This window comes from Pseudomonas sp. CP-1 (assembly GCF_021213715.1).
GTDB lineage: Bacteria > Pseudomonadota > Gammaproteobacteria > Pseudomonadales > Pseudomonadaceae > Pseudomonas > Pseudomonas aeruginosa.
Genome location: NZ_JAJQKY010000033.1, coordinates 17,696 through 38,454, shown reverse-complemented (window position 1 = coordinate 38,454; position 20,759 = coordinate 17,696). Strand labels below are relative to the sequence as shown.

Here is a 20,759-nt window from a genome sequence, read left to right as displayed (position 1 = left end):
TCTTCGTCGTCGCCGGGAGTGGTGCGCATTATAGGGAGATAGAAATTGGCGTCAACACTTATTTGAAACTTTTTAACCCAAAGGTCAGGAAGCCCAGAGGACGCCCCATTCCTCCTTTATAGGCTGGCTTGCCCCGCCCTCTCCTTCTGTTGCCTCATATAAGGAATACGAGCCACGGCTCCGCCGCTTTCGACGAGTGTTCCATGCGCCTCATACATACCTCCGACTGGCACCTGGGTCAGACCCTGCACGGCCAGGACCGCGATCATGAACACGCGCGCTTCCTCGACTGGCTGCTGCGCCAGCTGGAAGAGCAGCGCGCCGATGTCCTGCTGATCGCGGGCGATATCTTCGACACGATCAATCCACCGCTCAAAGCCCAGGAGCGCCTCTACGACTTCATCGTCAGCGCCCATCGGCGGCTGCCGCGGCTGGAGATCGTGATGATCGCAGGCAACCACGACTCCGGCGCGCGCATCGAACTGCCCGCTCCGCTGATGAAACGACTGAACGCCCATGCCATTGGCCGGATCGGCTGGATAGACGAAAGCCTCGATAGCGATCGCCTGCTGCTGCCCCTGCACGACGCGGATGGCCAGGTCGCCGCCTGGTGCCTGGCCCTGCCCTTCCTGCGTCCCGCCGAAGTCACCGGAGGCGGGCTCGGCGACGATTACCTGGCCGGTATCCGCCAGGTGCACGAACGCCTGGTTGCCGCCGCGCAAGCCCGTCGCACGCCGGGACAGGCACTGGTCGCCGTCAGCCACGCACACATGGCCGGCGGCTCGGTTTCCGAAAACTCCGAGCGAAACCTGATCATCGGCAACGTCGAAGCGCTGCCCGCCAGCCTGTTTCCGGAGCAGATCGCCTACGTAGCCCTCGGTCATCTGCACAAGCCACAGAAAGTCGCCGGACAGGAGCGTATTCGCTATAGCGGCTCGCCGCTGCCGCTGTCCTTCGCCGAAGTGAACTATCGCCACCAGGTCCTCCTCGTCACCCTGGAAGGTGAGCGCCTGAAGGATGTACAGAGTCTCCCGGTGCCACGCGCGGTGGAACTGTTGCGCATCGGCCCCGCGCCTCTTGGCGAGGTGCTCGATCGAATCGGCGAACTGGCCGAGGCCGACCTGCTGAACGAACAGCGGCCCTGGCTGGAAGTCCGCGTCATGCTGGATCAGCCGCAACCGGACCTGCGCCAGCAGGTCGAGAGCGCCCTGCTGGGCAAGGCTTGCCGTCTGGTGCGCATCGCCAGCGAGTACCAGCGCCGCGACGAAGAGCAGGCGCCGCTGCTTGGGCTCGACCAACTCACCCCCCAGGAACTGTTCAGCCGCGCCTGGGAAAGCGCCTATGGCTCCGGCCCGGATGCGCAGGCGCTGGATGACTTCGCCAGCCTGCTGCAAAGCGTCGAACTGGCCACCGAAGAGCCCCCGGGGAAATAAGCCGTTCCATGAAGATTCTCGCCATCCGTCTGAAGAACCTCGCCTCCCTCGCTGGCGAGCAGGAAATCGACTTCACCCGCGAACCGCTGTCCAGCGCCGGCCTGTTCGCCATCACCGGTCCGACCGGCGCCGGCAAGAGCACCGTGCTGGACGCCCTGTGCCTGGCCCTGTTCGGCAGCACGCCGCGGCTGGAAAGCACTTCGGCCAGCAGCAAGGTTCCCGATGGCCGGAACGAGCTGTCCAGTAACGACGAACGCAACCTGCTGCGTCGCGGTTGCGCCAGCGGCTACGCCGAAGTGGATTTCGTCGGCATCGACGGCCACCGCTATCGCGCCCGCTGGGAAACCCGGCGCTCCCGGGACAAGGCGGACGGCGCCTTGCAAAAGAGCCAGCAGAGCCTCCAGGACCTGGAGACCCAGCAAATGCTGGCAGCGAACAAGAAAAGCGAGTTCCGCGAACAGCTGGAGCAGAAGCTCGGCCTCAATTTCGCCCAGTTCACTCGCGCCGTGCTGCTGGCCCAGAGCGAATTCAGCGCCTTCCTCAAGGCCAGCGACAACGACCGCGGCGCATTGCTGGAGAAACTCACCGACACCGGCCTGTACAGCCAATTGAGCAAAGCCGCCTATCAGCGCGCCAGCCAGGCCGACGAGCAGCGCAAGCAACTCGAGCAACGCCTGGAAGGCAGCCTGCCCCTGGCCGAGCAGGCCCGGGCCGGGCTCGAGGCGACGCTGGAATCCCACGCCCAGGCGCGTCTCCAGGAGCAACAGGCCCTGCAGCGCCTGGAAGGCCAGCAACAATGGTTCACCGAGGAGCAGCGGCTGCTGCAATCCTGCGAGCACGCACAAGGCCAACTGGCCGAGGCCAGGCAGGCCTGGGACGCCCTGGCGACGGAGCGGGAAACCCTGCAATGGCTGGAGCGCCTGGCTCCGGTTCGCGGACTGATCGAACGCCTGAAGCAACTCGAGCAGGAACTCCGGCACTCCGAGCAGCAGCAGCGGCAGCGCACCGAGCAGCAAGCCACGGGCGCCGAGCGCTTGCAAGGATTGCAGGCCCGCGTGCAGGAGGCGCGCGAGCGCCAGGCCCAGGCCGACGACCATCTGCGTCAGGCCCAGGCGCCGTTGCGCGAGGCTTTCCAGCTGGAGAGCGAGGCCAGGCGCCTGGAGCGAACGCTGGCCGAGCGACAGGAACTCCATCGGCAATCGAACCAGCGCCACGCCCAGCAAAGCGACGCCGCTCGGCAACTGGATATGGAGCAGCAGCGCCATGTCGCGGAACAGGCGCAACTGCAGGCGGCATTGCGCGACAGCCAGGCTCTCGCCGCGCTCGGCGAGGCCTGGGCGACCCACCAGGGCCAGCTCGCCGCCTTCGTGCAACGTCGCCAGCGCGCGCTCGAAAGCCAGGCGCAGCTCCCCGAGCTGGAAAAATCCCTGGCCCAGGCCGGGGAACCGCTCGAACGCTTGCAGGCGCAATGGACCGCCCTCCATGGCAGCGAGCCGGACGACCTGGCGGCACGCCTGGACGAATTGCGCCGGCAGACCGATAGCCTGGAACGACAACAAGCGCTCCACAAGGAATGGCAACAGGCCCTCGACCAACGCACCGGCCTGGCTCGACGCCTGGGCGAACTCGACCAGCGTATGGTCGAGCAGGAGCAGGCATTGCTCGACCTGAAACGACAAGGCAGCCAATGCGCCGAGCAGGTGAAGGCGGCGGAGCAGGCCCTGGAGGTCACCCGCGAGTTGCTCCAGCGCCAACGTCTGGCCCGCAGCGCCAGCGTCGAGCAACTGCGCGCCAGCCTGGTGGACGGCGAGGCCTGCCCGGTCTGCGGCAGCCAGGAGCATCCCTATCACCATTCCGAGCAACTGCTCGCCGCCCTCGGTGAACACGATGACCAGGAGCAGGTCCGCGCCGAGCAGTCCCTCGAGCGGCTGCGACAGACCCTGGTCGGTCTGCGCGAGGGCTATTCCAGCCAGCGGGAAAGACTCAACCAGAGTCGCCAGGAGCAGCAGGAACTGACCGACCAACTGGCCGCGCTCGATCGGCAACTGGACCAATGGACGCTGCCGGAAGAACTGCGACTCCTGCAGCCGTCCGCGCAGTTGGAGTGGCTGGCACAACGCCTGGACGACCTGGCAGGGCAGCGCCAGCAGCGCCAACGAGACTTCGACCGGCTGATCGCCCGCCAGCGCCAGACCCAGCAATTGCAGCAGGAACTGCGGGCCGCCGAGACGATCCTGCAACAGCGTCAGCAGGCGCTGACGGAACAACGGCAGCGCTACGAACATTTGCAGCAGCAGGTCGAGGAGGACAGCCAGCAATTGCGTCCATTGCTCTCCGACGAGCACTGGCAGCGCTGGCAGGCAGATCCGCTGCGGACTTTCCAGGCCCTCGGCGAGTCCATCGAGCAACGCCGGCAGCAACAGGCGCGGCTTCAGCAGGTCGAACAGCGTCTGCAGGACCTCAAGCAGCGCTGCGATGAATCAAGCTGGCAACTGAAGCAAAGCGACGAGCAACGCAACGAAGCCCGCCAGGCAGAGGAAAGGGCCCAGGCGGAACTCGCCGAGCTGAACGGACGCCTCGGCGCTCACCTGGGCCAGCACGCCTGCGCCCAGGACTGGCAACTATCGCTGGAGCACGCCGCGCAAGCGGCGCAGAGCGCTGTCGAGACGCTCCAGGCGCCCCTGGATTCGCTGCGCGAGGAACAACTGCGACTCGCCGAAGCCCTGGAACACCTGCAGCAGCAACGCCAGCGCCAACAGGAGGAGTTCCAGCGCCTGCAGGCCGACTGGCAGGCCTGGCGCGAACGCCAGGACAACCTCGACGACAGCCGCCTCGACGCCCTGCTCAGCCTTTCCGAGGAACAGGCGACGCAATGGCGGGAGCAATTGCAGCGACTGCAAGAGGAGATCACCCGCCAGCAGACACTGGAAGCAGAGCGCCAGGCGCAACTGCTCCAGCATCGCCGGCAGCGGCCGGAAACCGACCGCGAGGCGCTGGAAGACAACCTGCGGCAACAGCGCGAACGCCTGGCCACCAGCGAACAGGCCTACCTGGATACCTACAGCCAGTTGCAGGCCGACAACCAACGCCGCGAGCAGAGCCAGGCGCTGCTTGCCGAACTGGAGCGAGCCCGCGCCGAGTTCCGCAGATGGGGCCGCCTGAACGAACTGATCGGTTCGTCCAGCGGCGACAAGTTCCGCCGCATCGCCCAGGGCTACAACCTCGACCTGCTGGTGCAGCACAGCAACGTGCAGTTGCGCCAGTTGGCGCGGCGCTACCGCCTGCAGCGCGGCGGCAGCGAACTGGGCCTGCTGGTGGTGGACACCGAGATGGGCGACGAACTGCGCTCGGTGTATTCGCTCTCCGGCGGCGAGACCTTCCTGATTTCCCTGGCCCTGGCGCTCGGCCTGGCCTCGATGGCATCGAGCAAGCTGCGCATCGAGTCGCTGTTCATCGACGAAGGCTTCGGCAGCCTCGACCCGGAATCCCTGCAACTGGCGATGGATGCCCTGGACAACCTGCAGGCCCAGGGGCGCAAGGTGGCGGTGATTTCCCACGTCCAGGAAATGCACGAACGGATCCCGGTCCAGGTGCGGGTCCAGCGCGAGGGCAACGGCATGAGCAGCCTGAAGGTGGTCGGCTGAGCCGACCGCCCAGGCGGCACGTCAGAACGGCAGCTCGGTCTGTTCACCCGGAGCATGCGGCGGCTGCTCTTCCCTTTCCGGCCGCAGATGCAGCATCAGCCCGCTGAGCCGGCGTACCTTGCGCCGCACTGCTTCCTCGAACACCCCGGGCAGGCTTTCCACCAGGCTGAACCAGTCGCGGGCGCGGGTGATACCGGTGTACACCAGCTCCTTGGTCAGCACCGGGTTCAGCGCGTCCGGCAGGACCAGCGCGGTATGGGCGAACTCCGAGCCCTGCGACTTGTGCACGGTCATGGCGAACACGGTGTCCACCTCGACCAGGCGGCTCGGCAGGACGAAGCGCACGCCGCCGCTACCGTCGTTGCGCGGGAAGGCCACGCGCAGCGCGAAGCGCAGGCTGCCGTCGTCGTTGCGCTCGGGCAGGCGCAGGGCGATGCCGATATCGCCGTTCATCAGCCCCAGGCTGTAGTCGTTGCGCGTCACCAGTACCGGCCGCCCCTCGTACCAGCCGTGATCGGCCTCGATCAGGCCAAGGCGCAGCAGTTCCGCCGCCACCCGCTGGTTCAGTCCTTCCACGCCCCATGGGCCGCGGCGCAGCGCGCAGAGCAGGCGGAAGGCGTCGAAAGCCGTCAGTACCGACTGCGCCCAGCGCTCCCAGGCGCCATCCTCCAGCGCCAGTCCGGCGGCCGGGCGGCCCTCGGCCAGGCGTTGCAGGTAGTGCCGGTAGCCGTACGGCGTGCCCGGCGCCTGCGGATGACCGTCGACGAACAGCCGGGCGAAGGCTGCATCGCGCTCCCCGCGCAGGCGCAGGTCGAAGAGGTCGGCGGGCGGACTGTCCAGCAGCGCGCGCGCGTCATCGGCCTGTTGCCGGTTGACCAGCCGCGCCAGGCGCCCGATCCCGCTGCTCGCGCCGAAGCGCCGGGAATGCCGCAGCATGACGGTCTGTTGCGCCAGCGGATGCGCCTGCGCCGAACCTTCGCGCAAGCCCTGCCAGGTTTCGCCGCTGACCCGCTGCAACCAGGCGCGGGTCTCGGCGCTGTACCAGCCCTCCTCGGCATCCCGGCAGAGATCGCCGAGCACCGCGCCGGCCTCTACTGAGGCCAACTGGTCCTTGTCGCCGAGCAGGATCAGGCGCGCCTGCGGCGGTAGCGCATCGAGCAGGCTGGCCATCATTTCCAGGTCGATCATCGAGGCCTCGTCCACCACCAGCACGTCCAGCGCCAAAGGGTTGTCCCGGTGGTGGCGGAAGTGCCGGGTATCCGGACGGCTGCCGAGCAGACGGTGCAGGGTAGTGACCTCGGCGGGGATCGCCTGCAACACGTCTTCCGCCAGCGGCAGGGCCCGGACCTGCTGGCCGATGGATTCGGAGAGACGCGCCGCGGCCTTGCCGGTGGGCGCCGCGAGGCGGATGCGCAGCGGCTGGCCGGCGACTACCGCCGGTGCCTGGAGCAGACCGAGCAGGCGCACCACGGTGGTGGTCTTGCCGGTACCGGGACCGCCGGTGATCAGGCTGAAATAGCCGCGGGCCGCCAGGGCACAGGCCAGCTTCTGCCAGTCGGTGACGCGCTGGCCGTCTTCCGTCGGCGCCTGCGCGAACAGCGCGGCCAGGCGCGGCGCCAGGTCTGCGGCCAGGGGCGCCTGCCGACCCAGGCGCTCGCGCAGGGCCAGGGCGATCTCCAGCTCGTGCCGCCAGTAACGACGCAGGTAGAGACGCTGAGCGCAAAGCACCAGCGGCGAGGTCGCCGTCTCGCTCGGCTCGGGATCGCCTGGGCGCTCGTCGACCACCTCCACCAGCGATGACGCCGCCAGGGCCTCGCGCCAGGCGTCGAGGCGCACGCCACGCAGCAGTTGCGACGGCAGCAGCACATCGCGGCCTTCGTCGCCTTCCGGCGGCAGCGACAGTGCCGCGTCAGGCGCGCCGAGGGTCGCCTCCAGGTCCAGGCAGACGTGCCCGTGGCCCAGTTGGTGGCTGGTCAGCGCTGCCGCCAGCAGCACCCGGGGATCGGCCTGCGGCTGCAACTCGACGAGGAAGGCGACGAACGCCCGGTCCAGCGCCCGCAGCCAGCCGCGCGCCACCCACAGGTCGAGCTGGCGCAGCAGGTCGTGGCGTGCCGCCAGCGGTTGCGCTACCTGGTCGTCGCGGCCATCGCGGACTTCGCCGGCCAGTTGCTTGAGGGTCGGATTCATCGCTCGGCTCCCGGCTGGCCGCTGAACAGCGCGTCCAGGCGTTCGATCAGTTCCCGCGGCGGGCGCTCGAAGTGCAGGCCCTGGGTCGCCGCGCGGGCGCCGCGGAGGAACAGGTACACGGCGCCGCCCATGTGGCGGTCGTAGTCGTAGTCGGGCAGGCGCGCCTTCAACTGCCGGTGCAGGGCCAGCAGGTACAACACGTACTGCAGGTCATAACGGTTCTCCAGCACCGCGGCGGTCATCGCTTCCGGGCTGTAGGCGCCATCGTCGGCGCCCAGCCAGTTGGACTTGTAGTCGGCCACGTAGAAACGCCCCTGGTGCTCGAAGACCAGGTCGACGAAGCCCTTGAACATGCCGTTCAGCAGGGTCGGCGCCAGCGTCGGACGCGCCGCGCCGCCAAGGGTATGGCGCCGGACCAGGGCGTCGATCGCCTCGGCCTGGACCTGGTGGGTGGCGAACCAGAACTCCATTTCCACCTGGTAGGCGACCAGCCCGGCCAGGCTGGTTTCGCCACCGGGCCAGCGCAGCGGTTCGGCGAGATACTGTTCCAGCCACAGATCGAGCGGTTCGGCCCAGTCCTTCCAGCCCCGCAGGTCGCAGCGTCGCGCGACCAGTTCGCGGCGCCGCTGGGCATCGGCGCGCGCCACATCGAAGCCTTCGCGGCCGGCCCATTCGAGCAGCCCGTGGAGGAAGGTGCCGGGAGCCGGTCCGCGCGGGAAGCGATGCAGGTCGTCGCGCATCTCGCTGGCGTGCGCGACCGGCGGCTGTTCGGCGGAACGGCCTTCTTCGTGGAAGGTGGCTTCCTCGGCGCTGATCGGCTCCTGCGATTCGTCGCTCTCCAACGCCTCGTCATCGTCCAGCCCGGCGGAGGCCTGCAATTGCAGGCCGGAATAGCTGGCGACCCACCACTTCTCGCGGCTGCTGCGGCGGGTTTCGCGGGCCTGCCCAAGGCCCTGGCCGCGCCCTGCGACATAGCGTTCGGCGTCCGCCTCGGGGGCCGGCTCGACGACGATCTCCCGGCACTCGCCGCGCAGCGCGGCGAGGCATTGGCCGAGGCCATCGCTACCGATGGTCGCGCCGCCGGCAAGCAGGTAGCCCAGGGCCCCCTTGTGCAACTCCGGCGACTTACTGTTGCTCGCCACCAGCGGCGCGATGCCCAGCCACACCGAATGGCGAGCGCGGGTCAGGGCCACGTAGAGCAGGCGCATGTCTTCGCCGAGGCGCTCGTCGTTGGCCTGCTCGTAGGCCCGCGCAGCCTGCTCCTTGCGCCGCGCCAGCTCGATGACCCGCCCTGCAGCGCCATCCTCGTGGAAACTCGCCGGCGCGCCGCTGTTGCCGTCCAGCTCCCTCCAGCTGCAGATGAAGGGCAGCAGCACCAAGGGGTATTCCAGCCCCTTGGACTTGTGGATGGTCACCACCTTGATCAGGTCGGCGTCGCTTTCCAGGCGGAGGATCTCTTCGCTCCCCGGACTCTGCACCTGCTCGGCCAGATGGCGGATCAGCGCGTGCTCGCCGTCCAGCTCCACCGCCGCGCGCTGCAGCCACTCGGCCAGGTGCAGCAGGTTGGTCAGGCTGCGCTCGCCATCGGCGTGCCGCAGCAGGCGCGCCGGCAGTTCGAAGTCGGCGAGCAGGCGCCGCAGCATCGGCAATACGCCCTGGGCCTGCCAGGACCGGCGATAGTCGCGGAAGCGCAGGACCATCCGTTCCCAGAACAGTTCGTCCTGGTTCAATCGCTCCAGGGTCGCCCAGTCCAGGTGCAGGCTGCGGGTAGCCAGGGCGACCCGCAGCAGCGCATCGGCGCCGGGGTCGGCGCAGGCGCGCAGCCAATGCAGCAGGTCGGCGGCCTCCTGGCTGTCGAACACCGAGTCGCGGTCGGACAGGTAGACGCTGGCCAGACGCCGCGCCGCCAACGCGCTACGGATCGCCTCGGCCTCGGCGCGACCGCGGACGAGGATGGCGATATCCGCCGGGCGCAACGCCCGCCAGCCGCCCTGCTCGTCGGCGAAGCCGGCGCGGCCCAGGTCGGCCAGGCTCAGCCAGCGGCGGATGGCGCTGGCGCTGCGCTCGGCCATTTCCTGGCGATACGCCGCGGAGCCGAGCACGCCGGCTTCGGCGTCAAGGTTCCAGAACGTCATCGCCGGCGCCTCGGCACCGTCGATCAACAAACGTTCGGCGCGCCCCTGGGCGTCCACCGCATGGAACGGCACCGGGTTTTCCAGCCCCTCGCGGGCGAAACGGAAGGCGCCGCGCGGATGCTCTTCGGCGAAGGCGAAGCAGCGGTTGGCGGCCGCCACCATGGCGGCGGTCGAGCGGAAGTTCTTGCCGAGGGTGTAATGCCGCCCGCGAGTGGCCTCGCGGGCGCGCAGGTAGGTATGGATGTCGGCACCGCGGAAGGCGTAGATCGCCTGCTTGGGGTCGCCGATCATGAACAGGCCGGTCTCCCGCGCCTGGGGCTCGCCGGGATCGGCGGCGATCCGGTAGATACGCTCGAAGATCCGGTACTGCACCGGGTCGGTATCCTGGAACTCGTCGATCAGCGCCACCGGGAACTGCTCGCGGATCAATTGCGCCAGGCGCTCGCCACCAGGCCCCTGCAAGGCGCGGTCGAGGCGGCTGAGCAGGTCGTCGAAGCCGATCTCGGCACGCCGCTGCTTCTCGACCTCCAGTTCGCGCCCGACTTCGCCCAGCGCGTGCAACAACAGGTGGGGAGCGAGATCGGGACGCTCTTCCTGATGCGCGGCCCAGGCGTCGATGGCCCTTAGCGCGGCATGCTCGGGCGCCACGCGCTTGGCGGTGAGCTTGATCCGGGTCTGGCCGAACTTGCCCAGGTTGGCCGGCTGCTCGCCGCCCTCGCTCCAGTCCGCCAACGCTTGCAGCCAGGCGTCGAAGGTCTCGTCGCTGTCCTTGCCGCGATAGCTGTTGCCGTTCAGGTAGGGACGCAGGTCGCGCAGCAGCGCTTCCAGTTCGACGCGCGCTGCGCGCCAGGCGGCGCGGGCCTGCGCGTCCAGTTGGTCGAGCTGGCGATACCAGTCGCCGCCCTGCTCCAGCAAGGCTGCCAGTGACTCGGGCGCACTCAGCGCCTGGTCGGCGTAGCGGAAGTCGGCGTCCTGCCGCGCCAGCAGCGGCTGCAAGGCCTTGCCCAGCGCCTCCGGCCCACTGTAGCAACTGGCCACGGCTTGCGCCGCCGGAGCCGTCAGGCCGTAGAAGTTGCGCCGCCAGTAGTCCCGCACCACTTCGGCGAGCAATTCGCTCTGGTCGGTTTCCAGGTTCTGGGTGAACAGGCTGCCGCTGTCGAAGGCGTGCTCGCGCAGCATCCGGTAGCACCAACTGTGGATGGTCGATACCGCGGCCTCGTCCATCCACTCCGCGGCCAGGCGCAGCAGGCGCGCGCAGCCCGGCCAGCGCTCGGCGGGATACTGCTGGCGCAACGCGACCAGCAGGCCGTCGTGGCGCTCCTGCGGCTCGGCGAAACAACGCGCCGCTTCGCCCAGGCGGCTGCGGATACGCTCGCGGAGTTCCTGGGTCGCCGCATCGGTGAAGGTCACCACGAGGATTTCCGGCGGGCTCAGCGGCCGGCCGAAAGCGTTCTCGCCGCCATGGTCGAGGACCAGGCGTACGTATAGCAGGGCGATGGTGAACGTCTTGCCGGTACCGGCGCTGGCCTCGATCAGGCGGCTGCCGTGCAACGGGAAATCCAGCGGATCGAGGGCCACGGGCATCTGCTGCTGGCTCATGCCTGCTCCTCCGCGCCACGTCCCAGGGCAGCCAGCAGCGGCGCGTAGAGCTGCTCGGCCCAGTGCGCGAACTCACCGCTGGCGAGCAGCCGGTCGAAGTCCGGATAGACCCGAGCCAGCGCCGGCGAGGCGTCCACCTCGCCCCCCATGCCGAACCCTCCCTCGTAGCGCTTGCGCGCCTCGCGCATGGCTTTCTCGGGCTCTGCGGCGCCACCACTGGCGAGCCAGGCGAAAGCGGTCCGGCAGGCCAGCGGCAACGGCTGGCGCATGCCCTGGAGCCAGGCGTCGATCAACTGGTCGAGGTACTCGCCGGCGCGCTCGCTCGGCAGCGGCGGAATCTCCAGGGTGCCGGTCTGGCTCACCAGCACGCTGCTCACCGGCTGGCCGAGACGTTGCAGGGCGAGGTGCTGCAACCAGTGGCGTACCAGGCTGTGCCACTTGAAGCTGCGCCCCTCATGGAGCTTGCCGCTGAGCAATTGCAGGCGCGCCAGGCGCCCGGAAGCGTCGCGACGCAAGCCGCCGAGCCAGTCCTCCAGCTCCAGCCCGGACGGATGGCGATGGCGCAACTCCTGCTGCTGCTCGACCGCCTCCGGCCAGCGCTCGATTTCCTGGCGGTAGCGCCAGAGCAGGTCGGGCAGCGGTTGCAGCAAATGGCGCGCGGAGAACTCGCCGAACGCCGCCAGCGGCAGGCGACCCTGTCGCCGCAGTCGCTCGACCTGGGCCTGCAACTGCACCGGCAGGCCCTCGGCATCCCAGTCCCGCTCGACCCAGCGCTTCATGCGTTCGGTCAGCTCGAATTGCAGCTTCCAGTTGTCCAGCGCGTCCAGTTCGAAAGGCTCTTCGTCGTTGCCGGTCAATTGCTCGTCGTCGAAACGCACCTTGAGCCGCTGCTGGAAGAACGCATTCACCGGGTTGGCGAGGAACTCCGCCAGCGCTCGCAGCCCCAGCGCGCCCTCCAGCTCCAGCGGCGCCAGGGGCGCTTCGGCGTCGGGAGCGCCGATCTCGTCCTCGCGATGGACCTCGCGCCACTCGCGGGCGTAGGTGAACAGGCCATCGACGCCCTGCTCCGGCGCATCGTGAAAATACCGGCGGCTGAACGGCTGCAGCGGATGCTCCTGGGTCAGGGCACGCAGCAGCGCCTCGCCATCGCCGTCCGAGTCCAGGCGCCAGCCGGCCACCAGGTGATCGCGCAACTGGCCGATCAGCACCGAGGGCGGCCGCTCGCCATTGTCGCGGATACTCCGCCCCACCCAGCTCACGTAGAGTTGCTCGCGCGCCGAGAGCAGCGCCTCGAGCAGCAGGTAGCGGTCGTCCTCGCGCCGCGAGCGGTCGCCGGGGCGGTAGTCGTTGCGCATCAGGTCGAAATCCAGCGGCGACTGCTGGCGGGGGTAGTCGCCATCGTTCATGCCAAGCAGGCAGACCAGCCGGAACGGGATCGCGCGCATCGGCATCAACGTGCAGAAACTCACCGCGCCAGCCAGGAAGCGCTGGTTCAGGCCGCCCTGGTCCAGGCCGCCGAGCCAGGCCTCGCGTATCACGCTGATCGGCAGCGGCTCGGCGAAGACCGCACAGGCGCAGTGTTCCTGCCAGCGCTCAAGCAGTTGCAGGAGCTGGGTGAGGAGCAGTTCGTCGCGCTCGTCGTGGGCCTCGAAGAACACCGTGAGCAGGGCCTGCAGGCGCTCGCCCCACTGCGCCGGGGTGGCCGGTTCGGCCAGCTCCGCGTAGGCCACCTCGAGGCGCTCCAGCAGCACAGCCAGCGGGCCTGCCAGGGCGGCGTCCAGGCCACCGACCTCATCGTAGGGCTGGATGCCTTGCAGGGCCGCGCCTTCGCCGACCGCGTAGCCGAGCAGCATGCGCCGCAGACCGAAGCGCCAACTGTTGCCCTCCAGTCCCGCTGGCAGGCCGAGACGCTCGCGCTGCGCGGCATCCAGCCCCCAGCGCACGCCGGCGCCTTCGATCCAGCGGTGCAGGGTCGCCAGGTCGGCCTCGTCGACGCCGAAACGCCGGCGCAATGCCGGGACGTCCAGCAGGTCGAGGATCTCGCTCACGGCGAAACGGCTGTCGGGCAGTTTCAGCAGGTGCTCCAGGGCGATCAGCAGCGGCTCGCGACCGCGCTGTCCCTGGTCGGCCAGGGTATAGGGAATGAAGCGCTGGTCGTCGCGCGGCACCTGGCCGAACACCGCCTCGATGTGCGGCGCGTAGGCGTTGATGTCGGGGACCATGACGATCACGTCGCGCGGCTTCAGGCTCGGATCGGCGTTGAAGCGGGCGAGCAACTGGTCGTGGAGGATCTCCACTTCGCGCTGCGCGCTGTGGGCCACATGGAAGCGGATCGAGGCGTCACTCCGCGGCGCCACCGGCGGCCAGTGCTCGCGGGTTTCCGCCAACGGGCGCAGTTCGAGGATATCGTCCTGCAACTGGCCGAGCAGCCCGTGCGGGGCCTCCTCGCTGAACAGGTCGATGCGCCCGCCGTTGACCTCGCCGAACAGGTTCCGATAGCTGTCCGGGTCGTCGTAGCTGTCGAGCAGGTTGATGTAGTCGCGGCCCTGCTTGCCCCAGGCCGCCAGCAACGGCTGGGCATGCTGGTGCTGGCGGTCCTCGTCGAGGTCGGCGGGGACGCCGGCGCGGCGCTGCTGGCGGCGGTACTCGTGGCGCAACAGGTCCTTGTCGGCGACGATGTCGGCCCAGTGGTGGCGACAGGGGTTGTGCACGCAGAGCAGCACCTGGCTGAACCTGGCCAGGGCGGCCAGTGCCTCGAGGGTCTGCGCCGGCATCGAGGAAATCCCGAACACCACTACTCGTCGCGGCAACGCGCGCGGCGCCGCGCTGGCGAAGCGCAGCGCCTCGATGAAGCGCCGGTGCACGCCGGAGCGGCTGCGGGCCAGGCTATCGGCACCGACGTCGGCGAGCAGCGCGCGCCACAATTCGGCCTGCCAGCGCTCGTCGGCACCGAGCGGGCGCGCCTGCCCGTTCGCCGTGCGCAACTGGTCGCGGCCCTGGCTCCAATCGTCGAGCCAGTCGCCGCGATAGACCTGGTACTGGTCGAACAGGTCGGCCAGGCGCTCGGCCAGTTGATGACGCTTGCGCAGGTCGGCATCGTCGGCGAGGAAACGTTGCAGGGTGCGGAACTCGGGACGCTCCAGCAATCCGGGAAGCAGACGCATCAGGCGCCAGGTCAGCGGCGCCTTGTCCAGTTCGGAAACCTCGGGAATGCTTTCGCGGCCCAGCACCGCGCGATAGGCCTGCCAGAGGAACTGCGCCGGCAACTGCACCTCCAGCGCCGCGGCGATGCCGCCACCGCCGCCGCCGTCCTCGCGGGGATCTTCGGCCAATGCCAGCTTCAACCATTGGGCGATGCCGTTGCTGTGCACCAGGACCCGCTCGCTTTCCAGCGGCGCCAGCGGATAGCGGCGCATCCAGGAAACGGCGAGGTCGCGCAGGTCGTCCAGGCGATTGCCGTGGACGATCATGAATCCGGGCGTGAGGGCGGTGGTTCCCAAGGGTTCTGGCATCGGTACGGCTATTCCTGGCGCAAGGCTCTGGCGAAAGAGGTCAGGATCGGGCGGCGACGAAGCGTCGTTCCAGTTCGAGGCTGTCGGCCATGCGGAAATCGCTCCAGCGCTCGCTCAGGCCGAGATGGCTGTCCGCCTGGCAATCCGGGGCACTGGCGCAACGGCGGGTGAAGGTGTTGACCACCTCGACCATCTCCTCGCGCTCGGCGCCGACCAGCAGCGCCGCGTGCGCCAGCACCACCGGCCGGCCGGCGCCGTTGCGCCGCCAGCGTTGTGCGGTCCCGGCGAGCTTGCGCCCATCCAGGGTGACATTGTAGCGGCCGTCGCAGAAGGAACCGGCCACGGCGCCCACGCCGGCGTCCAGGCCGCGCTCGCGGAGCCAGTCGCAGATCGGCTGGCACAGCCGCAGGTAGGCGGTTTCGATACGGGTCTGCTCGTTGTCGCCGGGCCCCAGCGCATAGGACAGGGCGATGTTCAGCACGCCCGGCGATTGCGGCACCGGCTCGCCGCCGGTATCGCGCAGCAGCACCGGCCAGCCGCGTTCGGCGACCGCTGCGCTGGCCGGCGCGAACCCTTCCAGGCGCTCCATCCGGCGCGGCATGACCAGCGCCCGATCGCACGGCTGCCAGAGCAACAGGCCATGCTCGCGGGCACCGCCACACACCTCGTCGAGCAGGGCGCGCTCGGCGTCCAGCCCATCCTGCACGGAAAACACTTCGACCACGATTCTTCCTCTTCCAGGCTGGCACGGCTCGGCTCCCGCGCGGGGAGCGCTGCCTATGATAGCCAGTGGCGGCGCCTCCGTGCGCCGTAATCGCGAGGAAGTTGCCGGGAAATCAGCAGGTTGCCGAGCGCAGGCGGGCCGGGCGGCGCTGCCAGAACTCGGCCAGAAGGACCCCGGCCAGGGTCAGCGCGCCGCCGACCAGGTGATGGACGGTCAGGCGCTCGCCGAGCACCAGGGTGGCGATGCAGGCGGTGATGATCGGCAGCAGGTTGAAGAACAGCGCCATCCGGCTCGGCCCGAGACGGGCGACACCGTGCATCCAGGCCAGCGCGGCGACGATCGAGGCGAACAGCGCGGCGTACAGCACCAGCGGCAGGTTGGCGGCGTTCAGGCCGGTGCGCGGCGACAGCAGGTACAGCGGCAGCAGGGCGAGGATCGCCACCAGCACCTGCAGGTAGAGCAGTTGCATGGCCGGCAGCTTCAGGCTCCATTTCTTCAGCAGCACGCTGTACACCGCATAGGCCAGGGTGGCGACGATCATCATCGCGTCGCCGAGGTTCACTCCATGCTCCAGCAAAGCGCCGAGATGGCCCTGGGAGATCACCAGCACCACGCCGGCCAGCGACACCAGCGCGCCGAGCAGCGCCCCGGCGTTCAGCCGGTGGGCCAGGATGCTGCTGGCCAGGCCCAGCGACATCAGGGGCATCAGCGACAGGATGATGCCCATGTTGGTGGCGCTGGTCAGCGCCGCCGCGTAGTAGGCCAGGCTCTGGTAGACGGCCATGCCGAGCAGGCCGAGGACCACGAACTTGCCGAGGTTGGCGAGGATGTAGCGGCGGTTGCGCAGCACCGGGCCGAGCATGAAGGGCGTCAGCGCCAGGCCGACCAGCAGCCAGCGGAAGAAACCGATCTCGGCGGGCTGGATGATCCCCACGGCGAGCTTGTTGACGACGGTGTTGCCGGCCCAGATGAACACGGCCAGCAGGGGAAACAGGTATTGCATGAGGGTTCCGCACTATGAAAAAGGAATATGCGGCCATTCTGAGCCAGTCCGAATACAGACGTATAATGAATTCCAGACAAACCACCCGTAGGTTCGGACATGTCGACCACCACCCTGCTGCGCCTTCCCGATCTCCAGGGGCAGTCTTTCGACGTCTATTTCCGCTATGACGAGTTCGGCGCCGACACCCATTCGCCGCCGCACACCCACGCCTGGGGCCAGCTCAACTATGCAGCCCATGGCGTGATGCAGCTGGAGATCGACGGCCAGCGCTTCCTCTCGCCTCCGCAATACGCGGTATGGATACCACCGGAGCGGGTGCACAGCTGCTACAACAGCCAGGCCATCGTCTACCGCTCGCTGTACCTCTCCACCGAGCTGTCACGACGCCTGCCGGCGACACCCTGCACCCTGGCGATCAGCGCGATCCTCAAGGCGATCCTCTCGGACTTCGCCGAGCGCGGGGTCAACCTGCCGACCTCGGCGCAGGACCTGCGCCTGGCCCGGGTCGTCATGGACCAGCTGGAATGCGCCCAGCCCCACGACGACTACCTGCCCTACGGCCGTACCCCGGCGCTGCGCGAGGTGCTCGACGCACTGCAGGCCGAGCCGGGCGACAACCGCTCGCTGGCGCAATGGGCGCAGCAGGTGCACAGCACCGAGCGAACCCTGGCCCGACACTGCCAGCGCGAACTGGGCATGACCTTCGGCGAATGGCGCCAACGCCTGCGCTTCCTCGCGGCCATCGAGGCGCTGGAAGCCGGCAGGGGGATCCAGCAGATCGCCTTCGACCTCGGCTACAGCAGCCCCTCGGCGTTCATCTCGATGTTCCGCCGGCTGGCCGGCACCACGCCGGAACAATACCGCCTGGCCAGCCGCGCCCAGGACATGCCGATGCTGTAACCCGCCGTGCATGCGATGCGGCTATGCTCGCAGCAGCCGCCATCCGGAGTTCGCATGCCAACCGCCAGCCGCCATCCCGACACTGCCCTCGCGGTGTTCCTCGCCTTCCTCAAGCTGGGCTGCAGCGCCTTCGGCGGGCCCATCGCCCACCTCGGCTATTTCCGCGACGAGTTCGTCCGCCGCCGCGGCTGGCTGAGCGAAAGCAGCTACGCCGACCTGGTCGCCCTCTGCCAGTTCCTCCCCGGCCCCGCCAGCAGCCAGGTTGGCATGGCCCTCGGCCTGGCCCGCGCCGGCTACCCCGGCGCCCTCGCCGCCTGGCTCGGTTTCACCCTGCCCTCGGCGCTGCTGCTGGTACTCTTCGCTCTCGGTCTGGGACGCTGGGGCGCGCTGTTGCCCGAGGGCGTGCTGCATGGCCTGAAGATCGCCGCGGTGGCGGTGGTGGCCCAGGCGGTCTGGGGCATGGGCCGCAGCCTGTGTCCGGATCGCCCGCGCCTGGCGCTGATGGCGCTGTCCTGCGCGAGCGTGCTGGCCTGGCCCACGGCCTGGGCCCAGGTCGCGGTGATCGCCGGTGCCGGCCTGGCCGGCCTCGCCCTGTTGAAAACGGAAGCCGGGGAAGGCCACGAGCGGCTGCCGATCGCCATTGGCTACCGCGGCGCGCTGCTGTTCCTCACCCTGTTCGCCGTGCTGCTGGTCTGCCTGCCGCTGGCCGCGCGCCTCTGGCCGGAACACTGGCTGCGCCTGCTCGATGCGTTCTACCGGGCCGGCTCGCTGGTGTTCGGCGGCGGCCATGTGGTGCTGCCGCTGCTACAGGCGGAAGTGGTGCCCAACGGCTGGGTCGACGGCGATACCTTCCTCGCCGGCTACGCGGCCGCCCAGGCGGTACCGGGCCCGCTCTTCACCTTCGCCGCGTTCCTCGGCGCAGCCTCGGGCCCGGCGCCGAACGGCTGGAGCGGCGCGCTGCTGTGCCTGCTGGCGATCTTCCTGCCGTCGTTCCTGCTGGTCGCCGGTGCCTTGCCATTCTGGGAACGCCTGCGCCACGAACAGCGGGTACGGGCAACGCTGGCCGGGGTCAACGCGGCGGTGGTCGGCCTGCTGCTGGCGGCGCTGTACCAGCCGCTCTGGACCGAAGGCATCCTGCGCCCGGCCGACTTCGCCCTGCTGCTCTTCGCCCTGCTGGCCCTGCTCGCCTGGAAGACGCCGCCCTGGCAAGTGGTGCTCGCCTGCGCCGTGGCCGGCGGCCTGATCGCCGCAGCCGGCTAGCCGTTCAAGGCCAGGCTCAGCCCCTGCGCCGCCGGCGCGGCCGCCTTGCCCGGCTCCGCGCCCTCCGGCCGATAGCCGAGGCGCAGGCCGCCCCAGTGCTTGCCGTGGATGAAGATCGGCACCGAAAGATCGTGCATCAGCTCGCCGGTGTCACGGGTGTAGGTCTGTAGCAACAGCGGCTGCTGGTGGCTGCCGCAGCGAATCCCGGTGCGGTCGTTGAACAGGCGCTTGCTGCGGCTGCGCAACGCGTCCGTCTGCGGGTCGCCGCTGGGCGGATGGGCGAAGGCGCGATTGTGGGTGGGCACGTAGCCTTCGGGGGTACAGGCGATGGCGAACACCAGGTTGCGGTTGCGCTCCAGCAACTGCTCCTGGATGCCCGGCAGGACCTGGTCGGTGTAGCTGTCGAAGCGGGTCCGGTACTTGGTCGGCTGGGTATTGGGCAACGGCTGGTAGCTGCGGTCGAACAGGTCGTCGAGGTCGATGCGCCCGCTGCGCACGTCCTCCTCGAAGCGAGCGGCGATAGCCGCCGCGCCCTCCCGGGCGAGGTCGTAGACCGACTGGTGGTAGGCGTCCAGGCTGACCTCGGCGAGGCGCTCGCTGATCACCTCGGCCTGGTTCTCCAACTGGCTGGCGGCTTCGCCGAGGCGCAGGGTCTGTTCCTCGCTGGCGCTGAGGTCGCCGCGCACTTGCTCGACCGCGGCGAACAGGCTGGCGAGTTGGCTGCGGTTGATCTCGGCGCCCTGGGCGATCTCGGTAATCTGGCTCTCCACCCCGGCCGCCAGTTCGGCAATGCCTTCCAGTTGCCGACCGGTCAGCTCGACCTGGCCGACCCCTTCGCCCAACTCTTCGGAAAGCTGGCGGATCTGCTCGACCACCTCGCTGGTCTGGCGCTGGATCTCGGCGACCATCTGGCCGACTTCCTCGGTGGCCTCGGCGGTACGTCCGGCCAGGCCGCGCACCTCTTCGGCAACCACCGCGAAGCCGCGCCCATGCTCGCCGGCGCGGGCCGCCTCGATGGCCGCGTTGAGGGCCAGCAGGTTGGTCTGGCTGGCGATGCCCTGGATCACCAGGGTGACCCGCTGGATGTCCTCGCTGCGCTGGTTCAGCGCCTCGATCGCCTCGCGGCTGGCGCCCATCCGCTCGCTGAGCCGATGCATGCGCTCGATGGTCGAGGCCAGCAGCACCTGGCCCTCGTCGCTGCCGGCGCGCGCCCGGGTGGCGGCGTCCATGGCCTGGCGCGCCAGATTGGAGGTGGCGCGCTCGGTGTGGATCATCACTTCGGCGCTGCCGACGATCTGTTCGGCGGCGTCGAGCTGGGATTGCAGCTTCTCCGCCAGGCGCTTCACCGAGAACGCCACGCCGGCGGCCGACAAGGCGTTCTGGCTGGTGTTATGGGACAGGTCGCGAGCCAGCCGGGCGATGTCGGGCTCGCCGACGGTCGCCACCGCCGTGCGGTTGCCGGGAAGCAGCCAGGGCAACCAGAGCAGCGCCACGCCGAGCGGCAGGGCCAGGTACAGCGGCAGCCAGCCATGCCGGGCGCCGACCAGCAGGAGAACCAGGGCCAGGCTCTGCAACAGGCAGACGAAGAGGATGCGGGAACGAGCGGGCTGCATGAGTAAATCTCCGGCCTCCGGGGCGTTGCGTCATGACCCTGGGGTCGGACGGGCGACGGCGGGGCTTCTTTATTTGACTTGTAGTCCGGTTTGTAGCCCGCCCCCGGAAGCGCCGCCATCGTTCCTTAGTGGTATGGCCAATGGCTGGCATTCGACTAGCGCAGGCCGCGACGAAAGGCGGAGAACACCCCGGACGCGTCGGCCAGGCCTTGATCCATGGGGGCTTCGCCGCATTTCCAGGGGTCGCTCGAAGAATTTCCGTCCTGCCGTCCGTCGGCCGACACCGTATGACAAGCCCGGAGCCCACGTTATAATTCCGCGCCCATTTACAGCCGGTAGCGGTCGACTAGACTCCCAACCGGCGCTGGCCGGACCCCGCTTCCGCCCAGCCTGGTCGCTATCGGGCCCGCTCTTTTTGGACTCAGGACCACCCGTGACGAAAGACGAATTGCGTGCCGCGCTGGCGCGCGAGGAACAGCGTTACAAGGACGTGTACGGCGGCGAAGTGACGCTTTATGCCGCCCAGCCGGAACCCGACCGCAAGCCCTGGCGCAAGCGCCCAACCGTTCAGGATCAGGCGTTCGACAGAGAACTGCAGAAGATCGAAGAAGAGCGTCTCAAGGCCGGGCAGGAAGCAGCGAACCCCATTCCATTTACCTCCAACCGACAGGAGAGCGACGGATAACGAAGCGTTTCAATCTGTTTCGTTTTTCCCGCAAAGCCCGATGCGACGGGGCGTTGCCCGC

Annotated in this window: 11 protein-coding genes; 5 read left to right on the top strand and 6 right to left on the bottom strand. The window is 69.0% G+C overall.

The features are described from left to right. Positions 1 to 203 precede the first annotated feature (203 nt). Positions 204 to 1,433: an exonuclease SbcCD subunit D C-terminal domain-containing protein gene (locus LT948_RS31890; RefSeq protein WP_103119315.1), complete on the top strand. Its 1,230-nt coding sequence runs from the start codon at positions 204 to 206 to the stop codon at positions 1,431 to 1,433. 8 nt (positions 1,434 to 1,441) lie between these two features. After that, positions 1,442 to 5,077, top strand: coding sequence for an AAA family ATPase (locus tag LT948_RS31885; protein WP_033941557.1), 3,636 nt, complete (start codon positions 1,442 to 1,444; stop codon positions 5,075 to 5,077). A gap of 21 nt (positions 5,078 to 5,098) precedes the next feature. Here LT948_RS31885 and recD read toward each other — a convergent pair whose 3' ends face one another. The 5 genes from recD to LT948_RS31860 all read right to left on the bottom strand — a co-directional run bounded on the left by recD (position 5,099) and on the right by LT948_RS31860 (position 16,237). Further along, positions 5,099 to 7,264: an exodeoxyribonuclease V subunit alpha gene (gene recD / locus LT948_RS31880; RefSeq protein ID WP_003093778.1), complete on the bottom strand. Its 2,166-nt coding sequence runs from the start codon at positions 7,262 to 7,264 to the stop codon at positions 5,099 to 5,101. Next, a complete protein-coding gene (gene recB / locus LT948_RS31875) occupies positions 7,261 to 10,998 on the bottom strand; it encodes an exodeoxyribonuclease V subunit beta (RefSeq protein ID WP_023096079.1) in 3,738 nt (1,245 codons plus the stop codon). Before recB ends, recD begins: the two co-directional genes overlap by 4 nt. Then, positions 10,995 to 14,510: an exodeoxyribonuclease V subunit gamma gene (gene recC / locus LT948_RS31870; protein ID WP_033991508.1), complete on the bottom strand. Its 3,516-nt coding sequence runs from the start codon at positions 14,508 to 14,510 to the stop codon at positions 10,995 to 10,997. The genes recB and recC overlap by 4 nt, the downstream gene beginning before the upstream one ends. Positions 14,511 to 14,550: 40 nt before the next feature. Further along, positions 14,551 to 15,234: a lipoate--protein ligase family protein gene (locus LT948_RS31865; RefSeq protein ID WP_003110110.1), complete on the bottom strand. Its 684-nt coding sequence runs from the start codon at positions 15,232 to 15,234 to the stop codon at positions 14,551 to 14,553. A 112-nt stretch (positions 15,235 to 15,346) separates the two neighbouring features. Continuing rightward, positions 15,347 to 16,237, bottom strand: a complete 891-nt coding sequence (locus LT948_RS31860) for a DMT family transporter (RefSeq protein ID WP_003093799.1) — start codon at positions 16,235 to 16,237, stop codon at positions 15,347 to 15,349. Positions 16,238 to 16,336: 99 nt separating this feature from the next. On the opposite strand from LT948_RS31860, the gene LT948_RS31855 reads away from it, so the two are divergent. Both LT948_RS31855 and chrA read left to right on the top strand, forming a co-directional pair. Next, positions 16,337 to 17,140, top strand: coding sequence for an AraC family transcriptional regulator (locus tag LT948_RS31855; RefSeq protein ID WP_004364263.1), 804 nt, complete (start codon positions 16,337 to 16,339; stop codon positions 17,138 to 17,140). Between the two features lie 54 nt (positions 17,141 to 17,194). Next, on the top strand, positions 17,195 to 18,400 hold the full coding sequence (chrA, locus tag LT948_RS31850; RefSeq protein ID WP_003110111.1) for a chromate efflux transporter: 1,206 nt from the start codon (positions 17,195 to 17,197) through the stop codon (positions 18,398 to 18,400). Here chrA and LT948_RS31845 read toward each other — a convergent pair. Next, positions 18,397 to 20,013: a methyl-accepting chemotaxis protein gene (locus LT948_RS31845; RefSeq protein WP_003093807.1), complete on the bottom strand. Its 1,617-nt coding sequence runs from the start codon at positions 20,011 to 20,013 to the stop codon at positions 18,397 to 18,399. The genes chrA and LT948_RS31845 overlap by 4 nt on opposite strands. A gap of 433 nt (positions 20,014 to 20,446) precedes the next feature. On the opposite strand from LT948_RS31845, the gene LT948_RS31840 reads away from it, so the two are divergent. Beyond that, on the top strand, positions 20,447 to 20,698 hold the full coding sequence (locus LT948_RS31840; RefSeq protein WP_009315976.1) for a hypothetical protein: 252 nt from the start codon (positions 20,447 to 20,449) through the stop codon (positions 20,696 to 20,698). Positions 20,699 to 20,759 lie beyond the last annotated feature (61 nt).

Bases quoted from the DNA above. Each gene is read 5' to 3' on its own strand.
- LT948_RS31890 (WP_103119315.1), top strand. From the start codon at position 204: ATGCGCCTCATACATACCTCCGACTGGCACCTGGGTCAGACCCTGCAC.
- LT948_RS31885 (WP_033941557.1), top strand. From the start codon at position 1,442: ATGAAGATTCTCGCCATCCGTCTGAAGAACCTCGCCTCCCTCGCTGGC.
- recD (WP_003093778.1), bottom strand. From the start codon at position 7,264: ATGAATCCGACCCTCAAGCAACTGGCCGGCGAAGTCCGCGATGGCCGC.
- recB (WP_023096079.1), bottom strand. From the start codon at position 10,998: ATGAGCCAGCAGCAGATGCCCGTGGCCCTCGATCCGCTGGATTTCCCG.
- recC (WP_033991508.1), bottom strand. From the start codon at position 14,510: ATGCCAGAACCCTTGGGAACCACCGCCCTCACGCCCGGATTCATGATC.
- LT948_RS31860 (WP_003093799.1), bottom strand. From the start codon at position 16,237: ATGCAATACCTGTTTCCCCTGCTGGCCGTGTTCATCTGGGCCGGCAAC.
- LT948_RS31855 (WP_004364263.1), top strand. From the start codon at position 16,337: ATGTCGACCACCACCCTGCTGCGCCTTCCCGATCTCCAGGGGCAGTCT.
- chrA (WP_003110111.1), top strand. From the start codon at position 17,195: ATGCCAACCGCCAGCCGCCATCCCGACACTGCCCTCGCGGTGTTCCTC.
- LT948_RS31845 (WP_003093807.1), bottom strand. From the start codon at position 20,013: ATGCAGCCCGCTCGTTCCCGCATCCTCTTCGTCTGCCTGTTGCAGAGC.